The following is a 17690-nucleotide window of genomic DNA, read 5'->3' on the forward strand; positions in this document are numbered from 1 at the left end:
ACTATTGCCAGCAGTAGCAGGGTTGTGATTCTTTTCATGACCGTGAGTGCTCGTTTTGAACGAAAAATGAAATCATCGGCTTGAAATGCTTCTTGTAGTAAACTGGACGTATTACTTTATCTATTGTGGGAAACCGACGATGCTGATTACTTTCCGCTCAAATGCAAGTGCTGATGTTGTGATGCTGGACAAGCATGCCCTGTCTGTCCTGAAGGCTGCAGGGCGTGATTATGAGACCTTGCCTGAAAGTGGCGTGTTTACGGTAGAGCAACTGGATGAGGCCATTCAGAACATTTTGCGTGCCGTGGCCGAAGACCCCGATTCCAATCCTGACCTGGTTTATGCCGATAAAGACAGGGAAGAAGAAGATGACGAGTATCCGGAAGAAAAGCCGCACCCGGTGCTGGAAAAGGTGACCTTGCGTCGCCGTACTTTTCCTTTGCTGGACATGCTAAGGGCCGCCAGGGCTCAAGGCAAGGAAGTGGTGTGGGAAGTGGGAAGTGCCTGGTAAACGATTAATCTCGCTAAACGGTTAACATTTACCCATTAAAAAAAACCCAAACAACCGGGGGTATCCGGTTGGTTTGGGTTTTTTAATGTTTGCCGTTTTGTCTGGTCTTGAGCCTGTTTGGTTCAAAAAGCTGGTTTGCCCCCAGTGTATGGGATCAATCAGGACAATTGCCTGCCCGTATGTTTAATACGGGCCTGGCAAGACGGGCTTATCAATTTCAGGCAGTCGCAGCCTCAACGTTTTCTTCTTTGGCGCAGTTGGCACCTTGCTGAATATGACGGTTGACGGCACTTAACACGGCCTGGAAGGAAGCAGTCACGATGTCTTTGTGAACACCAACCCCGAAACCGGTGGCAGAGTCGCCCAGACGCAGTTCAACATAGCAGGCGGCCAGTGTTTTCTCACCAGAACCAATGGCGTGTTCATGGTAGTCCATGAAGCGGATAGGCAGATTCAAGGCATTGATAAATGCAGAAATGGCACCATCACCCTTGCCACTTGCCTTGACGACAGTGCCGTTGTTTTCCAGTTCCACTTCGATGCTGAACGTTTCATCATCAGCGCCTTCCGGATGGCTGTTGATCTGGTGCTTGAGCAATTTCCAGGGTGAAGTCTGTTCCAGGTATTCTTTCTCGAAGATCTCGTAAACGGCATTGCCATTGACTTCGGTGCCCGTTTCATCGGTCACGCGCTGGATGGCGCGGCTGAATTCAATTTGCAGGCGACGGGGCAGGTTCAAGCCCTTTTCCTGTTCAAGCAGGTAAGACACACCACCTTTACCAGACTGGCTGTTGACACGGATCACGGCATCGTAACTGCGGCCCAGGTCGGCAGGGTCAATAGGCAGGTAAGGTACTTCCCAAATGCCGTCAGGGTCTTGCTGCGCAAAGCCTTTTTTGATGGCATCCTGGTGAGAGCCTGAAAAGGCGGTAAAGACCAGGTCACCGGCATAGGGGTGACGTGGATGGACAGGCAATTGGTTGCAGTATTCGGCGGTACGGCGGACTTCATCAATATCGGAAAAGTCCAGGCCGGGATGGATACCCTGGGTGTACAGGTTAAGTGCCAAGGTAACCAAGTCTACGTTACCGGTACGCTCACCGCTGCCAAACAAACAGCCTTCAACACGGTCGGCACCGGCCATGACCGACAACTCAGCGGCGGCAACGGCAGTACCGCGGTCGTTGTGGGGGTGTACGCTAACGATAATGCTGTCGCGGTTGTTGACGTTTTTGCAGAACCATTCAATCTGGTCGGCGTACATGTTGGGGGTGGTGGATTCGATGGTCGCAGGCAGGTTGAAGACAATTTTGTCTTCAGGGGTGGGTTGCCATACTGCTGAAACTGCGTTACATACTTCCACGGCAAATTCGGGTTCGGTGGTGCTGAAAACTTCGGGTGAGTATTCATAGCGCCATTTGGTTTGCGGATATTTAGCCATGGCTTCCTGTACCCAACGTGTACCCTGAATGGCCACTTCTTTCACTTCGTCTTTGCTCATGTTGAAAACGATTTTGCGGAAAGCGGGCGCACAGGCGTTGTACAGGTGAATCATGGCGGTTTTTGCACCAGCGGCTGCCTCGGCAGTCCGTTCGATCAGGTCTTGACGGGCCTGGGTCAGGACAATAATGGTGACGTCATCGGGAATCAGGTTTTTCTCAATCAGAGTGCGCACAAAGTCGAAATCGGTTTGTGATGCGGAAGGAAACCCAACCTCAATTTCTTTGAAGCCAATGGCCACCAACTGTTTGAAAAAGCGCAATTTACGCTCAACGCTCATGGGCTCGATAAGAGACTGGTTGCCATCACGCAGGTCGGTGCTCATCCAGATTGGAGGAGCGGTAATGGTTTTGCTGGGCCATGTACGTTCGGAAAAATCCTTGACGAACGGTTTGAAGGGAACGTATTTTTTTGCTGGGTTGGAAAGCATCATAATGCACCTGTTTGATATGAATCCCGGTGCTGGAACTGGCGTTTGCCTGTTTGTTGGCCCGGGATATTACAATTTAATAAAAATCCGGGTGGCTAATACAGGGCTGCCGAACTGCCACGAATGCTCTAGGCTCGGCAACCGAGCGCTAGTAGTAGAAGAGAAGAGAGTGCGCAAACCAACAAGCCGCCGTTGCAACTTGTAGTAATTTGAGAGGGATTGAAAGTTTGCGTTTTCATAATGACTTTATTATGAGCATGAAAGGGGGGTAAAGTCAAGAGATTTTTTCGTTTTGGCCAAGCTCAGGAATAAAATTGTGTTGCAGGAGTATTTGTTGTTCTTTGACTTGAGCCAGTTTGTAAACACGTCCGCTACGTAATTCACTGAGGGTTTCTTTTAAAGTGATGAATTTGATGGGTTCTGTGCGATCACTCCAGGCCCAGGCCAGCACTTCCTTGCCTTCCGGAGAAAGCTGATTGATAAGCGGGTTGATTTTTCGTGGGGGAGGACAGTGTTCACCGGCACGTCTGATGCTTCCACTTAGCCAGCTGCTTAAGATTATATAAAGGATAAGGCTGCCTAGCAGAACCAGGCCCCACCAAATATAATTGTTTATACTGTTCAGGTAGGTAACCAGTTGATCGCTGAAGGCTTCCAGTCCGGCGTAATCCTGTTTTTTGCCAAAATCAATGATTTTGCGGGCAAGGAAAATCCAGACAAGTACCGAAAAGGCAATGACCGTGCTACGTAAAATAATTTGTGGCATTGCCAACGTCAGGAGGGTTTTGCTGAGTACTGCGGTATCATTTTTATAAGCCGCTGGTTTTTTTTGTTTCATAAAGAATTTTTAATATGCGTCAGGCGTTAGAGTTAAAAACGGGCCAGCAATTGGTCATGACCCCTCAGTTGCAACAGTCATTGCGATTGTTGCAGTTTTCCGGTCTGGATTTCCAGGTTGAGCTGATGCGCGCCATTCAGGACAATCCGATGCTGGAGTTAGTAGATGATAACCAGATATCGTCTGAAACACCAAATTCCGAGCTGTCTTATGCTGAGGTTTTACAACAGGATTGGGATCAGCGTAAACCTGCCGCTGCCAATTCCGAGGATGATGATTTCTATCCTGAAACCGCAACCAGTGTGAGCCTGGAAGCGTATTTGCGCAGTCAGTTGGGGACAACCCATGCCATGGAGCGTGATATGCTTCTGGTTGATGTCCTGATTGATGAACTGGACGAAAATGGCTATCTGCATACACCGCTGGAAGAGGTGGCCGGATTTTTTGAGGCTGAGCATGAGGTAACCATAGAGGAGCTGACGGTGGCGTTGCGTTTGTTGCAGTCGTTCGATCCTCCGGGTATTGCGGCCCGCAGCCTGTCAGAATGCCTGTTATTGCAGCTTTCTCGTGAGTTAAGTCCTGAACCTGATGGCAAAGTATTGGCCTGCGCCAAAAAAATTTGCGCCAATGCCCTGGATGCGCTGGCAGCGGCCGATATGGCTGCCTTGCAAGCGGTCACCGGTGCCGATATTACCCTGATTCGCCAGGCCCATGGTTTGATTCAGGGGCTTGATCCACGGCCAGGTAAAGCCTGGAGCACGCCTGCAGCCGATTATGCGGTACCTGATGTGTTGGTGAGAAAAATCAATCATGAATGGGTTTTATCCCTTAATCAGGGGATTTTGCCAAAGGTTCGGATTAATGCCGAATATGAAAGCATGATCAGGACCCTGGGTAAAAAGCAGGAAAGCAGTCTGAGTGAACAGCTAAGTCATGCAAAGGGTTTTTTAAAACAGGTCAATCACCGTTTCAGCACCATTCTGGATGTTTCCCGAGTCATCATGAAATATCAAACAGCCTTTCTTGAAGAAGGTGTGTCTGCCGTACAACCTCTTACCTTAAAAGAAGTGGCACAGGAGCTGGAGATTCATGAGTCAACCGTATCCCGGGCCACCACGCAAAAATTCATCGCCACTCCGCATGGGGTATTTGAACTGAAATATTTTTTTGGATCGGGTGTAGCCACCGAGTCTGGTGAGCATACCTCGGCCAAGTCGATTCAGTTGAAAATCAAGGCGCTGGTCGAGGCTGAAGATGCCAAAAAACCTTTGTCCGACAGTAAGTTGTGTGATTTGTTGATGGCGGATGGTTTGTTAATCGCCCGCAGAACAGTGGCTAAATATCGTGAAGCCATTGGTATTGCACCGGCTTCCAGAAGAAAAGCTCAGGCTCTTCTGAAAGGCTGACTGTTTTTTTTAAGAAAAACAGGGAAAAAATATTGCGAAAAAAATAAAAATAGATGATAATGATTCGCATGTATATTTGTATTTGTAATGCCATCACAGAAAAAACCGTTATTGAGGCAGTCAATAACGGAGCGTCAACCCTTGGTGATTTACAGACCGAGTTAGGTGTTGCATCGTGCTGTGGTTGCTGTGCCCAGACTGCCAGCGAATATCTTCCGAAAGATTCAGCCTCTAATGCAGCAAATCAAGAGTATGTGAGCGAGTCACGCAGCCGCAAGGCACTTGTGTCCACGGCACTCTGGTAGGCAACGTATTGGAAAAATCCGGTGTTTTCGCATAAGCTTCCTTTTGCTCAGGAAAAGGAAGCTTATGTCGTATTCATTTTGGTAAATCTGTTTCGTAACCGCTTCCAATATATAATGGAAGCCTGGGGGCGGTGTTGTTTTTGCATACCGGAATCCCATTGAGCAAACTTGAAAAAGGAAGGGTTATGAAAGGCGATAAAGAGGTTCTTAAATACCTGAACAAGCAATTGACCAATGAGTTAACGGCGATTAATCAGTATTTCCTGCATGCCCGCATGTTGAAAAACTGGGGCTTTAATGTGTTGGGCAAGCATGAATATGAAGAGTCCATCGAAGAGATGAAGCATGCCGATGCCCTGATAGAACGTATTTTTTTGCTGGAGGGATTACCCAACCTGCAAGATTTGCATAAGTTGCGCATTGGTGAGGATGTGCCCGAAATCCTGGCTTGTGATTTGCACCTTGAGGTAAGTGCTCATGGAACGCTTACCGAAGCGATTGCCCATTGCGAAAAAGTGCGCGACTACGTTTCTCGTGATTTGTTCCGCCGCATTCTTGATGATACCGAAGAACATATCGACTGGTTGGAAACCCAAATTGAACTGGTGGACAAAGTAGGTCTGCAAAATTACCTGCAAAGCCAGATGGGTGAAGAATAACCCGCCTTGGCAAGGTCAATTGAATATGCCTGAAAGCAGGCAATTGGTTTAAGTTAAGTAACAAAAAAAATGGCCTGGAAAGTGTTTTCAGGCCATTTTTTTATCTTAACGCTCGGGGCAGTCCTTAACTTTTCCCCAGGCATTGTAGGCGCCACAGTATTGTTCACGAACCTTGCCAAGGCAGGTGGGGCGTTCAAAAAAGCCCAGGGTGCGGCAGTGGGCGACGGCACGATGAAAGGCGGGCTCCCAGGCATAACCGCCACCCGATGTACCCGGTATCGTTGCAGGACGGGTAATGGGCGTGGCCTGTATGGGGGCAGCGTTAATACTACCGCTTGCCGTACCAATCGTCACGTTTGGATTGTACTGGCTGCTGGATGCCGTCAGGATATCCGATTTTTGTGAAGGATCTATTGCCCAATCTATGGCAGTGGGTTTTTCAGGAACACCTTGGGCACCACTCATAAGGGGTTGTTGGGGCTGACGCAGTACGGGACGTCCGAACTGGTCAACCTGTGGCGGCGGATCAAACTCGCTAACGTTGGGTATATTGGCAGTGGTGGGCGTATGTGCAATAAGCCATTCGCCAGCCTGGATTCCGCCCCATGTGGCCAGCCCGGCAAATATCAGTAAAGAAATGAATAAAAAACGCCAAGACATTAATAAATTACCCTTTATTGATGAGTGGTTCATTTTAGCTGTTTTCCTAGAACACCTGACCGGCATGTTCACGCATTGCGTGAAAATTAATTTCAGGATTCAGTTCCTGGGCAACACGAAGCTGGGCAGGAGAAGTAATCAGAAAAGCCAGCGCATCAACCACATCGTAAGCGATATGGGCAGCATTGCTGTCCATGAATTTGCGCAGTGCTTTTGGATTGTCACTGGTTACCCAGCGTGCCATGGTATATCTAGATGGCATTAAACGCGCTTCCACCCCATATTCGGTTTTCAGGCGGTGAGCAACCACTTCAAATTGTAATTGACCAACGGCACCCAGCAACAGGGCACCACCGGCGGCTTCCGGACGAAATACCTGAATGGCGCCTTCCTCTCCCAATTGGGTGAGGCCGGTACGCAACTGCTTGGTACGCAATGGGTCCTTGACTTCGACGCCCTGGAAGAGTTCGGGGGCAAAGAACGGCAGTCCGGTAAATTGCAGGGTTTCGCCTTCAGTCAGGACATCGCCCAGGTGCAGGACACCGTGGTTGGGAATACCAATGACATCACCTGCGTAGGCCTCATCAAGCAGATCACGGCGTTGCGACAGGAAAGAAACCACGTTGTTGGGACGGATTTCCTTGCCGGTACGGCTGACTTTCAGGCGCATGCCACGTTCAAACTTGCCCGAACTGACCCGCACAAAGGCCACGCGGTCGCGGTGGGCCGGGTCCATATTGGCCTGTACCTTGAAGACGACCCCGGAAAATTTGGGCTCATCGGGTTGCACGATGCGTTCCAGCGCCTGGCGGGGACCCGGTTTGGGCGCCCATTTAACGAGGGCGTCAAGCACCTCTTGCACACCAAAGTTGTTAACGGCCGAGCCGAAAAAGACCGGTGTTTGTTTGCCAGCCAGAAAGGCGTCGTGGTCAAAATCGGGGGTGGCTTCCTTGATGAGGGAAATTTCTTCGTGGGCCTTGTCGAAGGCGGAGCCGAATTTTTCCTGGATCAGTGGGTTGTCCAGGCCTTCGATAAACTCATCGGTGCCGCGTTTTTCCTGGCCGGGACGGAACAGACGCATACGGTCCAGCTGCAGGTCATAAACACCACCAAATGATTTGCCCATGCCAATCGGCCAGGTAAACGGGATGGTGTCCATACCCAGATGGGATTCAATTTCACCCAGCAGGTCCAGGGGTTCACGGACTTCGCGGTCTAGTTTGTTGATGAAGGTGAGAATGGGAGTGTTGCGCGCCCGGCAAACCTGCAGCAGGCGAATGGTTTGCGGTTCAATCCCGTTTGCGGCATCAACCACCATGATGGCAGCGTCCACTGCGGTCAGTACCCGATAGGTGTCTTCAGAGAAGTCCTGGTGTCCGGGGGTATCCAGCAGATTGATGACACAATTCTTGTATTCCATTTGCATGACGGATGACGCAACTGAAATTCCCCGTTGCTTTTCGATTTCCATCCAGTCGGAAGAGGCGTGGCGGCTTGCTTTTCTTGCTTTTACGCTACCGGCGATCTGAATTGCACCTGCGAACAGGAGCAGTTTCTCGGTAAGGGTGGTTTTACCGGCATCGGGGTGGGAAATAATGGCAAAGGTGCGGCGGCGGGCCACTTCCTGCTTGATTGATAAGTGTGACATTAATTAAAAACGGTATATAAGTCACCCGGGATGGGATGATAAGGCAACAGATTGATGGATGATTCGGGGATTCGTGCAAAAAACATTGGTAGAATGCCAGAAAATGTTGTTTATTATAATCTTTATCGGTATTTTTTGTGAAAGAAAAGGGTTGCAAAGGCTAAGTCATTATGGCAAACAGGAAAATTAAAATACAGGACTTTCTTTCCAATGTTCCCCTATTTAGCGAACTGGAACCGGCCGAGCTGGATGCCATCGCGTTGGGAACCACCGAAATGCAGGTCAGGCGCGGCGAAATTGTGTTTCAGCGTGGTGAGCCTTGTCTGGGCCTGCATGTGCTTATCTATGGCCAGATCAAACTGTCAGTGGTTTCATCACCCGGCAATGAAAAGGTGGTCAAGATCATTCGTGCCGGTGACAGCTTTGGTGAGGCGCTCATGTTTATGGGCAAGAACTATATCGTGACGGCACAGGCGCTGGAGGATTGCCTGGTGCTGCATGTCAGTCGCAATGTGATTAATGCCGAATTGGCCAAAAGCCAGAATCTCACCTTCAATATGCTCAAGGGGCTGAGCCAGCGCTTATATGGCCTGATGGAAGACGTCGAGTCCTATTCCCTGCGTTCAGGCGCACAGCGGGTGATTGGTTATTTGCTTAAGCACGATCATTGTGAAAACGGGGAAACCATTACATTAAGCACCAGCAAAGCTATTATTGCTTCGCGCCTTAACATTACCCCGGAACACTTTTCGCGTATTTTGCTCGATTTAAGCACGCATGGCCTGATCAAGGTAAAAGGAAAGGAAATTACCATTCTGGACATGCAGGGGCTTATTGATTTTTAAGCGGTTTTTTTATATTGTTTGGCAAGCCGGCGGTAGATGCTGACGGCCCCCAGCAAATTGAAAAACAGCATGCCTGCCGAGATCAGCAGTAACAATGCCGCCAGGGTGACAAAGCCGGGTATTTGCCAGGCTGCGGCGAGCATGGCCGGCACGGTCAACAACTGCACCCAAAACTGGCGCATGGCCCTGGCTTCGGGCAAAATATCTTTTATTTTGGGCACGGCGCCCGAACGGAACGGGACGATTTCCTGGCTGTGCAACAGGACCAGGAAGGGCACAATTTTGTATAACATGCCATTAATGGCGGAATAGGCGCAGCCCAGAATAAATAATATGCCCAGTGACAGCTCCAGTTGCGGCAGGCTAAACTGTTGCAGTAGCGCTAACAGGATGCAGCTGCCAAACAGGCTGGCCAGTGACAGCCGCCAGAACAGGGTGGTGACATCGGGTTCGGGCCGTTTGCGGCCTTTAAGTAAAATGCCGGTCTGGATGGTGAAAATAATGGCCAGCAGGGCCAGCATAAAAACCAGTATGGTTTGAAGCATATCCGCATGCAGGCCAAACCACTCAGAAAAAACAGTCCAGAGCAGCAACACGACAAAAAGCACCGGCAACAGGCGTTGCGTCATGCGGGCGGGATAAATTTCCGTGACCTGAAACAGGGGTATGACCTGAAAGCTGATGCCCATCAGCAAAATGGCGACCCAGCCGGCCAGGCCCCACAAGGCATGCAGGTTGGTCAGGGCCACCAAAGACAGGTTCAAGGGGTGGATAAAGGCATAGACCAGGGTGAAACCAAGCATAACCGTGATGGTCAGGCTGGCGACGCTATAACGTATTGCCAGAATGGACGCCCTGGCTTTTTCCGCCTGCTGTTTGCGTGACAGCCAGAACCCAAGATTAAGTGTAAAAATGAAAATGGCCAGACCACTTCCCAGCAGGGTGGCCGCCATGATGAAAAGCGGGTTGGAAAGGGTAAGGAAGGCACCTGCCAGGATTAAAGTTCCGGTTCCCAGCAGCAGGAAGACAATCAGACCCAGTAGATCTGGCCATGGAATCTGGATGCGGAAGGCCACCGGCAAGAGCTGGATTAATGAGCCAGCCATGCTCATGGTCAGAATGCCCAGCGTGAAAAGATGGGTAACACTTAACATGACCGGTGACCAGCGACTTGACCAGGCATCGGGGCCGGAAAACAGCAATACCAGGGCCGCCAGCATGGCAAACAGCGGGGCAGCCAGAAAAAAACGCATGGGCGCCATCAGACCTGGCATGCGCTCGAACGTTAAGGCACGTTGCATTAGGCCTTTTTCCAGATGATTACTTCATAAGAGTAATCAGGCTGCTTGCGGATGCTGTATTCGAATTGCTCGCTTTCAAGAATGCGAAACAGGGGAATGGGTTCACGGTCTATCAGGATGCACAGGCGTTTTTCACCATTATTGATTTGGGGTAATAATTCCAGGACCCGTTCCATGGGTTCAGGAGGGGGTAAACCACGTACGTCCAGCTGAATATCATTATTCATGTTTAATCCGTAAAAAGGGCGGTTGGTGAGCCTGTCGGGGAAAGCGTTAACCGTGCTGACAGGCATTATGTAGATACATATCAATATATTATCAAATTAATATTGATGCCTTGCTTTTTCTTGATTTTGCTCAAGGTTATGCAAGGATCGTGGTTGTTATATTCAACCATTATTCTTTGCTTGATTTCAAACCTCAATAAAATTCAAGATTAAACCAATATGTCAAGTTTTATGTCAATTAACGGTCATGGTCAGCCAGAATCCGCGCAGCCTGTCATAGAGTTGGTGTGTCCGGCCGGCAGCCTGCCCGCCCTGAAAAATGCCGTGGATAACGGTGCAGACTGTGTCTATCTGGGGTTCCGGGATGCCACCAATGCCCGCAATTTTGCCGGGCTTAATTTTGATGATGCCGCCATACGCGAAGGGATCAGCTACGCTCATGCACGCGGTTGCCGGGTGTTTGTCGCCCTTAATACGTATCCCCAGCCCGGCAGCGCCGGCTTATGGACACAAGCCATCGACCATGCTGCCGGCATGGGGGCAGATGCCCTTATTATGGGCGATCTGGGTTTAATGGCTTACGCGGCTGATAAATATCCTGATCTGCACCGGCATTTGTCGGTACAGGGCTCGGCCACCAATTACGAGGCGATTGCTTATTACCAGCAGCAGTTTGGCATTACGCGGGTTATTTTGCCACGGGTGCTTTCGCTGGCCCAGGTAGAGAGGGTGGCAGAAAGCACCACGGTGGAAATAGAAGTCTTCGGTTTTGGCAGCCTGTGCGTCATGGTGGAAGGGCGTTGTGCCCTTTCTTCTTATGTCACGGGCGAATCACCCAATACGCATGGCGTGTGTTCGCCGGCCAAGGCGGTGCGCTGGCAACAAACCCCCAAGGGGCTTGAGTCACGTCTTAACGGTGTGCTGATTGACCGCTATGGCGATAATGAAAATGCCGGTTACCCCACCTTGTGCAAAGGCCGGTTTGATGTTGAAGATGAAAATTATTATGCCATTGAAGAACCCACCAGCCTGAATACGCTGGAAATTTTGCCCCGACTGGTGCAGCTGGGCGTGCGTGGCATCAAAATTGAAGGTCGCCAGCGCAGTCCGGCCTATGTGGGCCAGGTCACCAAGGTATGGCGCCAGGCAATTGACAACTGCCTGTCCCAGGCGCAACGCTATTCAGTCAGGCCCGAATGGATGGCCAGCCTGAATAAAGTGGCTGAAGGGCAGCAGCATACCTTGGGTGCCTATAGTCGTCCCTGGAAATAGTTCAATTATCAAATATATTTGCATAAAGGTATTCTTGTGAAAATCGCACTGGGACCCATACAGTATTACTGGTCACGCAATGAAGTCGTGTCTTTTTACGGAAAAATGGCCGAAAGCGCCGCACAAATCGTGTATCTTGGGGAAACGGTCTGTTCGCGCCGCCATGAACTGCGCCTGCCCGACTGGCTGGATATTGCGAAAGACCTGAAAGCGTGTGGAAAAGAAGTGGTTTTGTCCACGCAAACCTTGCTGGAAGGCGAAAGCGACCTTAAAACCCTAAGAAAAATTGCCACCAATGACATGTTCATGGTGGAAGCCAATGACATGGGCGCAGTGCATTGCCTGCAAGGGCAAGGTTTTGTGGCGGGTCCTTTTTTAAATCTGTTCAGTACGCCATCCCTTGAGTTGCTGGTCAAACAGGGGGCCAGGCGCTGGGTGATGCCGCTGGAAATGGGGCAGGCCGGCCTGGCCAGCATTCTGGCCGAAAAACAGTTTCCGGTAGAAACCGAAGTGTTTGCCTACGGCCGTTTGCCACTGGCCTTTTCAGCCCGCTGTTTTACCGCCCGCAACCGCAATCTGCCCAAAGACAATTGCCAGTACGTGTGTATGGAACACCCCGATGGCCTCATGATGAAAACCCGTGAAAGCCAGCCTTTCCTGGTGCTTAACGGCATACAAACCCAGTCGGCGCTGGTGTATAACCTGTTGGCGGACATTGACAGCATGCGTGAAACGGGCGTGGATATTGTCCGGATCAGCCCGCAATGGCGCGATACCGACAGAATTGTTGAGCTGTATGATGCCGTTATTAATCACCGCATGAGTGTGGCCGATGCCATGGCACAAATTGAACCTTTAATGCCTGAAAAAGGCTGCAATGGCTACTGGCATGGCAAGCCGGGGCTTGAACAGGTGGCGGCGTAAGCCATTATTGACCCTTGTTCCCACGCTCCTGCGTGGGAACATACACCACCATATGCATTCCCACGCAAGCGCGTGGGAACGAGAAAATTTCAGGCGCCTGAACGCTGAACACAGGAGAAGTACGCTATGGACAAACCTTTTTTGCTTCCACCGTTTGTAAAAACGGTTTTTTCAAAACTGCCGTCTTATCCCGGCACGTTTTTCTTTGTCAACGGGCTTAACCTGTTATTGAAAAAGCATTTGCCTGAAGATGTACTGGCCCGTCTTGAAGAGAAAAAACTGCGCCTGGTGGTAAAAGATGCCGGCATTGCTTTTGACTATAGCTGGCGCAACCGTGCGTTTGTGGCCTGTGGCAGGCATCCTGATGAGCCCGACCTGATCATTTCTTCAAGCTTATATGATTATTGGCAGATGATACAGCGCAAGGAAGATCCTGATACTCTTTTTTTCAGCCGTCGCATGATGATAGAAGGCGATACCGAGCTGGGCCTGATGATTAAAAACACGCTGGATGGCATTGATTTATCGGTGCTGTCGCCCGAGCAGGTATTAAAAAAACTGCCCGGCATGCAAATCATTGGTCGGCTGGTCAAGCCTGCCAATGATAATGATGCTAGGCATTCTTCTTTAACGTAAAGCGCGTAAACATGGCCGATACCTGCTCAACCAGTGATTCAGACGGGTATCCTGCCAGACTGGCATTGTTCAGGACGGCATCGTTGCAACCCTGGTCACGAAACAGTTGCCAGACATAATTATTCACCTTCATTTTGGCCAGGCTTCTGGCCAGTTCCAATAAGTCTTCTTCGGGTAGCAGCAGGGGGTGCAGGGTGGTGCGCAGTTCGTAGTCGACCCCGCTGGCCAGCACTGCCTGTAAACAGGCCAGGGCCTGGTCACCACTGCCGGCAAATTGCGTGATATGGGCGTATTTGTTGAATGTGGCCTTGATATCCAGACCCACCCAGTCCACCAGTGGCAGCACTTCTTTAAGTCGTCTTGGGTAAATGCCGGCGCAGTGCAGGCCGATTTTATAACCCAGTGCTTTTACTTGCTGCATGGCTTCTTCCAGGGCAGGGTCTATGGTGGGTTCGCCACCACTGAATACCACCGCATCAATCAGGCCGGCCCGCCGTTTCAGAAACTTCATGATGTCGCCCCAATCCAGAGGATTGTCGGTTCCCCGTTCCTGCAAATGCGGGTTATGGCAGTAGCCACAGCGCCAGGGGCAGCCTTGCACAAAAAGCACGGCGGCCATCTGGCCGGGGTAGTCCGAGGTGCTGAAGGGGGTCATGCCCCCAACCCTGAGTGAAGAAACGGGTGCTGCGTCAGGAATCAAAGGCGGGCCTCTTTTTCGCTGAAGTATTTTCTTTCATGAAATTCGCCTTTTTTGCCAATATTGAATGAAGAAACCGGGCGGTGGTAGCCCATGACCCGGGTCCAGATTTCGCATGGCTGGCGCTCGTCGTCGCTCAGTGTGATATTTGCAGGTTTGTTCATGAGGGTATTTTTCATTTCTATTCCTTTAAGATTAAATTTGTTTGGATTGGGCTGGTTTGGGTTAAATGGATCTATGCGGCTTCTTTCAGTTTTTTCTGAATCAGTTCATCGTCGCATTTCGGGCAGAATTTATGGCTTCCGCCCAGGTAGCCGTGCTTGGGACAAATGGAAAACGTGGGCGTCACGGTGATGTAAGGCAAATGAAAGCGGCTTAAGGCACGCTTGACCAGGTTGCGGCAGGCATCTGCAGTTGACAACGGATCAGTCATGTACAGGTGCAGCACGGTGCCGCCGGTGTATTTGCGTTGCAGCTCGTCTTGCCTTTCCAGTGCCTCGAAGGGGTCGTCGGTGAAACCCACCGGCAGCTGGGAAGAGTTGGTGTAGTAGGGCATGTCCTGGGTGCCGGCCTGCAGAATGTCGGGGAAGCGTTTGCGGTCTTCTTTGGCAAAACGGTAGGTGGTGCCTTCGGCAGGGGTTGCCTCAAGGTTGTACATGTGGCCGGTTTCTTCCTGAAAGACCAGCATTTTGGCGCGGATATGATCCAGCAGGCGGATGGCGAAGTCATGCCCCCATTCAGACGTAATATCATGTTCGTCATGGGTGAAGTTGCGGATCATTTCATTAATGCCATTCACCCCCAGGGTTGAAAAGTGGTTGCGCAAAGTACCCAGGTAACGCTTGGTGTAGGGGAACAGACCGTTATCCATGTGTGTCTGGATTTCCGTGCGCTTCAGTTCCAGGCTGGTTTTGCCCAGTTCCATTAGTTCGTCCAGCCGCTTAAACAGGGCGGCTTCATTGCCGGCATATTGGTAGCCAAGGCGGGCGCAGTTAATGGTAACCACACCCAGGGAACCGGTTTGTTCTGCCGAGCCGAACAGGCCATTGCCCCGCTTGAGCAGTTCGCGCAGGTCCAGCTGCAGGCGACAGCACATGGAGCGGATCATATTGGGCTTGAGCTCGGAATTAATGAAGTTCTGGAAATAGGGCAGGCCGTATTTGGCGGTCATTTCAAACATCAGTTCAGCGTTGGGGCTGTGCCAGTCGAAGTCTTCGGTAATGTTATAGGTGGGAATCGGGAAGGTGAACACGCGGCCTTTCTCATCGCCCTGCATCATGATTTCAATATAGGCGCGGTTAATCATGTCCATTTCTTCCTGCAGGTCACCATAGTAAAACGGCATTTCCTTGCCAGCGATAAGGGGCGTTTGTTCACGCAGGTCTTCGGGGCAGACCCAGTCAAAAGTCAGGTTGGTGAAAGGGGTTTGTGTGCCCCAGCGTGAAGGCACGTTCAGGTTATAGATGAGTTCCTGCATGTATTGCCTGACGGTGGGGTAGTCAAGTTTGTCGACCCGGACATAGGGTGCCATGTAGGTGTCGAAAGAACTGAAGGCCTGGGCACCGGCCCATTCGTTTTGCAGGGTGCCCAGGAAGTTCACGATTTGCCCGATCGCGCTGGACATGTGCTTGGGCGGAGAAGATTCCACTTTGCCGGGAACACCATTCAGGCCTTCGTTCAGCAGGGTACGCAGGGACCAGCCAGCGCAGTAGCCTGAAAGCATGTCCAGGTCATGGATGTGCAAGTCAGCATCACGGTGGGCCTGGCCGACTTCGGGTGGATAAATGTGGTTAAGCCAGTAGGTGGCAATCATTTTGCCCGAAATGTTCAGAATCAGGCCGCCCAGCGAGTAACCCTGGTTGGCATTGGCGTTAACACGCCAGTCCGCTTGGCTGAGATATTCATCAATGCTGGTTTGGGCATTGATCAGGCTTTCCTGTGACATGCGTTTATCCTTGAAAACTATATATGGTGTTTGTATGGATATTAAACACAAGATATAGTTGTTTCAAGGGTGGGTTTGCAATAAAAGCGGATAGCTTGATCTGGATTAATCTTCTGCCGGATTCTGATTATATTTATTTAGCAGCGTGTTCTGAATAAACAGGTTTGTAAAAGAAATGTCATCTTATCAATTTAGACTAAAGCATTGTTTTTATAGTCAAAGGAAGGCCGTGTATCAACCCGTGCGACAGGGAGTTAGCATGAAACACAAAAATCATATGGTTTTTTTTCAAGTGTTTTTATTGATAAGTGCCTCTTTTGTGATTTCGAAGTTGACTTATGCACAAGAGCAATTGTTAACAAACAAAACACTGCATACAATACAAGGCTATGCTGTTGCCAGTTGTTTAACTGAGCAAGAAGACCCTATCCTTAAAGACCAAGGATATCGTTGGGCGGAAGCTATCATTCAATCTTCAAATAAATATGATTTTGAAATGGTTTTACCGGTTTTTGAGGCGGTGAAAAAAGAAATCCCTAACAATGATATGTATATGATAAGAGATGAGCTCAATCCACAGCAGGCAAAAGCCTTGCCTGTCTATTATTGCTATGATATTGTCTTGAAACCATCTGTGCAGTCTGCTATTTTCAACGCCTATACACGGTTGAAAAAATAACTTGAATATAAAAAAGGTCCATCAATCAACGGGGGCACGAAGCCATAATGCGATTTTTATTACTGTTTATCAGCTTGCTGGCCTTACAGGCGTGTACGCCCAACCAGGCCAAAGTCAGTTCCGTTCATTCAGATATCCCGGTAAAAATCAAGAATTCGCTTCAAGCCGCTCTTGGGTAATTTCAATTGCCTGCTTTTTTAGCCATGTTCAACTGTTAATCAAATCCGCTTATTATCTCAAAAAATGCTTAACTTAATGGCAGTGACGCGGGACGTGGGAACGAGGACGAGGATATCCAGAAATATTATTCAACCAAATCCGGATGGTGCTTTTTAATTATTTTCCTAACCAAATCAAAGAACTCACTTACAGGTTCAACAATAACATCTGGGGAAAACTGTTCTTCAAAAGCATTATCCAGGTCAGAGGAAAAATCGGCTTCGAATTGTGATAAATCATCCAACAATTTCCGTACAATACCAATGTTTTCACTTAAAACAAAATCTTCTATTGTCGCATCAAAACAAACTGACCCGGATACAACCTCGTAATCTTGATGAAAATACGCCCCCATCAAATATTTTAGTACTCCATACTCGCTCATAATAACCTACCATCTTGGAAATGCGGTCAATACATAATAGTCCATATCGTTGTATTTTTCTGCTTTAAGCACTACTCTAAATTTTGAGGTTGAAACTAACTCTGTTGCCCCTCTTTTAATGTAGACCCCAACTCTATATGAAACCACCCAATCAAACTCTAGTTTTGCTGTAAATCGACTGCTAGCCCAGTGCTTAATATAAATTTGATTAGTTTTTAACGCCTCTGAAATTGCTTGTTCTGCCACTCTCAGATTGTAAAAAGAACCAGCCGCAGAAAGCCGTGGAAAATCAGCTAAACGTCTCAATAATTCTTCTTTAGACTTGCCTACATGTTTATCAAGAGTATGCCCCCCTACCCTAGACCCGGCAATTGCCTCATGTTGAATAAGTCTTATTTTTCCTGACTGGATTGATGCAATTCTTGCAGCCCCAAAAACAGAGGCAAATCCCATTGGAACCAAAAGATCAACCCCTAGCCCAATGTTATTAGCAGTTTCTTTGTCAGCACCTAATTGTTCAGCTAATGAAGCGGTTACTTTATGAGTATGTGTATTAGTAACTCGACCCGTAAACACTTGATTCAAAGACGAACTGAAAACATC

19 protein-coding genes and 1 pseudogene are annotated in these 17690 nt (G+C 49.4%); 9 read left to right on the forward strand and 11 right to left on the reverse strand.

The annotated features are described in order from the left end of the window. The first annotated feature begins 139 nt into the window (after positions 1-139). Positions 140-511 carry a DUF1840 domain-containing protein gene (locus HCX92_RS00915; protein ID WP_169293046.1) on the forward strand — a complete coding sequence of 124 codons (372 nt, stop codon included), beginning with the start codon at positions 140-142 and terminating at the stop codon, positions 509-511. A 217-nt stretch (positions 512-728) separates the two neighbouring features. Here HCX92_RS00915 and leuA read toward each other — a convergent pair whose 3' ends face one another. Together leuA and HCX92_RS00925 are read right to left on the reverse strand one after the other, a co-directional pair. Continuing rightward, positions 729-2441 carry a 2-isopropylmalate synthase gene (gene leuA, locus HCX92_RS00920; RefSeq protein ID WP_169293183.1) on the reverse strand — a complete coding sequence of 571 codons (1713 nt, stop codon included), beginning with the start codon at positions 2439-2441 and terminating at the stop codon, positions 729-731. Positions 2442-2715: 274 nt separating this feature from the next. After that, positions 2716-3279: a hypothetical protein gene (locus HCX92_RS00925; RefSeq protein WP_169293047.1), complete on the reverse strand. Its 564-nt coding sequence runs from the start codon at positions 3277-3279 to the stop codon at positions 2716-2718. A 14-nt stretch (positions 3280-3293) separates the two neighbouring features. On the opposite strand from HCX92_RS00925, the gene rpoN reads away from it, so the two are divergent. The 3 genes and pseudogenes from rpoN to bfr all read left to right on the forward strand — a co-directional run bounded on the left by rpoN (position 3294) and on the right by bfr (position 5649). Next, positions 3294-4685, forward strand: a complete 1392-nt coding sequence (rpoN, locus tag HCX92_RS00930; RefSeq protein ID WP_169293048.1) for an RNA polymerase factor sigma-54 — start codon at positions 3294-3296, stop codon at positions 4683-4685. A gap of 68 nt (positions 4686-4753) precedes the next feature. After that, positions 4754-4945: pseudogene (locus HCX92_RS00935) on the forward strand ((2Fe-2S)-binding protein); the annotation flags it as partial. Positions 4946-5175: 230 nt separating this feature from the next. Further along, on the forward strand, positions 5176-5649 hold the full coding sequence (gene bfr, locus HCX92_RS00940; RefSeq protein ID WP_169293049.1) for a bacterioferritin: 474 nt from the start codon (positions 5176-5178) through the stop codon (positions 5647-5649). 105 nt (positions 5650-5754) lie between these two features. Here bfr and HCX92_RS00945 read toward each other — a convergent pair whose 3' ends face one another. Both HCX92_RS00945 and HCX92_RS00950 read right to left on the reverse strand, forming a co-directional pair. Continuing rightward, entirely contained in the window at positions 5755-6309 is a 555-nt protein-coding gene (locus HCX92_RS00945) for a hypothetical protein (protein ID WP_169293050.1), read from the reverse strand. 46 nt (positions 6310-6355) lie between these two features. Further along, the gene (locus HCX92_RS00950; RefSeq protein ID WP_169293051.1) at positions 6356-7957 is read right to left on the reverse strand and encodes a peptide chain release factor 3; all 1602 of its coding nucleotides are present in this window, start codon (positions 7955-7957) and stop codon (positions 6356-6358) included. Between the two features lie 170 nt (positions 7958-8127). Here HCX92_RS00950 and HCX92_RS00955 point away from each other — a divergent pair, with 170 nt between their 5' ends. Next, positions 8128-8802 carry a Crp/Fnr family transcriptional regulator gene (locus tag HCX92_RS00955; RefSeq protein WP_169293052.1) on the forward strand — a complete coding sequence of 225 codons (675 nt, stop codon included), beginning with the start codon at positions 8128-8130 and terminating at the stop codon, positions 8800-8802. Here HCX92_RS00955 and HCX92_RS00960 read toward each other — a convergent pair. Together HCX92_RS00960 and HCX92_RS00965 are read right to left on the reverse strand one after the other, a co-directional pair. Further along, the gene (locus HCX92_RS00960) at positions 8799-10103 is read right to left on the reverse strand and encodes a hypothetical protein (RefSeq protein WP_169293053.1); all 1305 of its coding nucleotides are present in this window, start codon (positions 10101-10103) and stop codon (positions 8799-8801) included. The two genes, HCX92_RS00955 and HCX92_RS00960, sit on opposite strands and share 4 nt — an antisense overlap. Continuing rightward, positions 10103-10330, reverse strand: coding sequence for a DUF2249 domain-containing protein (locus HCX92_RS00965; RefSeq protein WP_169293054.1), 228 nt, complete (start codon positions 10328-10330; stop codon positions 10103-10105). The genes HCX92_RS00960 and HCX92_RS00965 overlap by 1 nt, the downstream gene beginning before the upstream one ends. 231 nt (positions 10331-10561) lie before the next feature. On the opposite strand from HCX92_RS00965, the gene HCX92_RS00970 reads away from it, so the two are divergent. The 3 genes from HCX92_RS00970 (at position 10562) to HCX92_RS00980 (ending at position 13162) form a co-directional block, all read left to right on the forward strand. Continuing rightward, on the forward strand, positions 10562-11602 hold the full coding sequence (locus HCX92_RS00970) for a peptidase U32 family protein (RefSeq protein ID WP_169293185.1): 1041 nt from the start codon (positions 10562-10564) through the stop codon (positions 11600-11602). A 36-nt stretch (positions 11603-11638) separates the two neighbouring features. Continuing rightward, the gene (locus tag HCX92_RS00975; RefSeq protein WP_169293055.1) at positions 11639-12526 is read left to right on the forward strand and encodes a U32 family peptidase; all 888 of its coding nucleotides are present in this window, start codon (positions 11639-11641) and stop codon (positions 12524-12526) included. Between the two features lie 126 nt (positions 12527-12652). Continuing rightward, complete coding sequence (locus tag HCX92_RS00980) at positions 12653-13162, forward strand: SCP2 domain-containing protein (protein ID WP_169293056.1); 510 nt, start codon at positions 12653-12655, stop codon at positions 13160-13162. Here HCX92_RS00980 and HCX92_RS00985 read toward each other — a convergent pair. From HCX92_RS00985 to HCX92_RS00995, 3 genes are read right to left on the reverse strand one after another with little or no spacing between them, the layout of a single operon-like run. Further along, on the reverse strand, positions 13140-13817 hold the full coding sequence (locus tag HCX92_RS00985) for an anaerobic ribonucleoside-triphosphate reductase activating protein (RefSeq protein WP_169293186.1): 678 nt from the start codon (positions 13815-13817) through the stop codon (positions 13140-13142). The genes HCX92_RS00980 and HCX92_RS00985 overlap by 23 nt on opposite strands. Before the next feature lie 41 nt (positions 13818-13858). Next, on the reverse strand, positions 13859-14038 hold the full coding sequence (gene nrdD / locus HCX92_RS00990) for an anaerobic ribonucleoside-triphosphate reductase (RefSeq protein ID WP_169293057.1): 180 nt from the start codon (positions 14036-14038) through the stop codon (positions 13859-13861). Positions 14039-14094: 56 nt separating this feature from the next. Then, on the reverse strand, positions 14095-15825 hold the full coding sequence (locus tag HCX92_RS00995) for a ribonucleoside triphosphate reductase (RefSeq protein WP_371808378.1): 1731 nt from the start codon (positions 15823-15825) through the stop codon (positions 14095-14097). A gap of 238 nt (positions 15826-16063) precedes the next feature. On the opposite strand from HCX92_RS00995, the gene HCX92_RS01000 reads away from it, so the two are divergent. Beyond that, complete coding sequence (locus tag HCX92_RS01000; protein WP_169293059.1) at positions 16064-16483, forward strand: hypothetical protein; 420 nt, start codon at positions 16064-16066, stop codon at positions 16481-16483. Between the two features lie 304 nt (positions 16484-16787). Here the strand turns inward: HCX92_RS01000 and HCX92_RS01005 are convergent, their stop codons facing one another. Then, positions 16788-17087, reverse strand: coding sequence for a contact-dependent growth inhibition system immunity protein (locus tag HCX92_RS01005; protein ID WP_169293060.1), 300 nt, complete (start codon positions 17085-17087; stop codon positions 16788-16790). Between the two features lie 6 nt (positions 17088-17093). Beyond that, on the reverse strand, positions 17094-17690 hold a 597-nt coding region (locus HCX92_RS01010), incomplete at its 5' end, for an RNase A-like domain-containing protein (protein WP_248289966.1).

It is taken from the genome of Advenella sp. EE-W14 (assembly GCF_012923605.1).
Lineage (GTDB): Bacteria > Pseudomonadota > Gammaproteobacteria > Burkholderiales > Burkholderiaceae_B > Advenella > Advenella alkanexedens.

What these genes read in the sequence shown, in the direction of transcription:
- HCX92_RS00915 (WP_169293046.1), top strand. Translation starts at nt 140, where the DNA reads ATGCTGATTACTTTCCGCTCAAATGCAAGTGCTGATGTTGTGATGCTG.
- leuA (WP_169293183.1), bottom strand. Translation starts at nt 2,441, where the DNA reads ATGCTTTCCAACCCAGCAAAAAAATACGTTCCCTTCAAACCGTTCGTC.
- HCX92_RS00925 (WP_169293047.1), bottom strand. Translation starts at nt 3,279, where the DNA reads ATGAAACAAAAAAAACCAGCGGCTTATAAAAATGATACCGCAGTACTC.
- rpoN (WP_169293048.1), top strand. Translation starts at nt 3,294, where the DNA reads ATGCGTCAGGCGTTAGAGTTAAAAACGGGCCAGCAATTGGTCATGACC.
- bfr (WP_169293049.1), top strand. Translation starts at nt 5,176, where the DNA reads ATGAAAGGCGATAAAGAGGTTCTTAAATACCTGAACAAGCAATTGACC.
- HCX92_RS00945 (WP_169293050.1), bottom strand. Translation starts at nt 6,309, where the DNA reads ATGTCTTGGCGTTTTTTATTCATTTCTTTACTGATATTTGCCGGGCTG.
- HCX92_RS00950 (WP_169293051.1), bottom strand. Translation starts at nt 7,957, where the DNA reads ATGTCACACTTATCAATCAAGCAGGAAGTGGCCCGCCGCCGCACCTTT.
- HCX92_RS00955 (WP_169293052.1), top strand. Translation starts at nt 8,128, where the DNA reads ATGGCAAACAGGAAAATTAAAATACAGGACTTTCTTTCCAATGTTCCC.
- HCX92_RS00960 (WP_169293053.1), bottom strand. Translation starts at nt 10,103, where the DNA reads ATGCAACGTGCCTTAACGTTCGAGCGCATGCCAGGTCTGATGGCGCCC.
- HCX92_RS00965 (WP_169293054.1), bottom strand. Translation starts at nt 10,330, where the DNA reads ATGAATAATGATATTCAGCTGGACGTACGTGGTTTACCCCCTCCTGAA.
- HCX92_RS00970 (WP_169293185.1), top strand. Translation starts at nt 10,562, where the DNA reads ATGTCAATTAACGGTCATGGTCAGCCAGAATCCGCGCAGCCTGTCATA.
- HCX92_RS00980 (WP_169293056.1), top strand. Translation starts at nt 12,653, where the DNA reads ATGGACAAACCTTTTTTGCTTCCACCGTTTGTAAAAACGGTTTTTTCA.
- HCX92_RS00985 (WP_169293186.1), bottom strand. Translation starts at nt 13,817, where the DNA reads ATGACCCCCTTCAGCACCTCGGACTACCCCGGCCAGATGGCCGCCGTG.
- nrdD (WP_169293057.1), bottom strand. Translation starts at nt 14,038, where the DNA reads ATGAAAAATACCCTCATGAACAAACCTGCAAATATCACACTGAGCGAC.
- HCX92_RS01000 (WP_169293059.1), top strand. Translation starts at nt 16,064, where the DNA reads ATGAAACACAAAAATCATATGGTTTTTTTTCAAGTGTTTTTATTGATA.
- HCX92_RS01005 (WP_169293060.1), bottom strand. Translation starts at nt 17,087, where the DNA reads ATGAGCGAGTATGGAGTACTAAAATATTTGATGGGGGCGTATTTTCAT.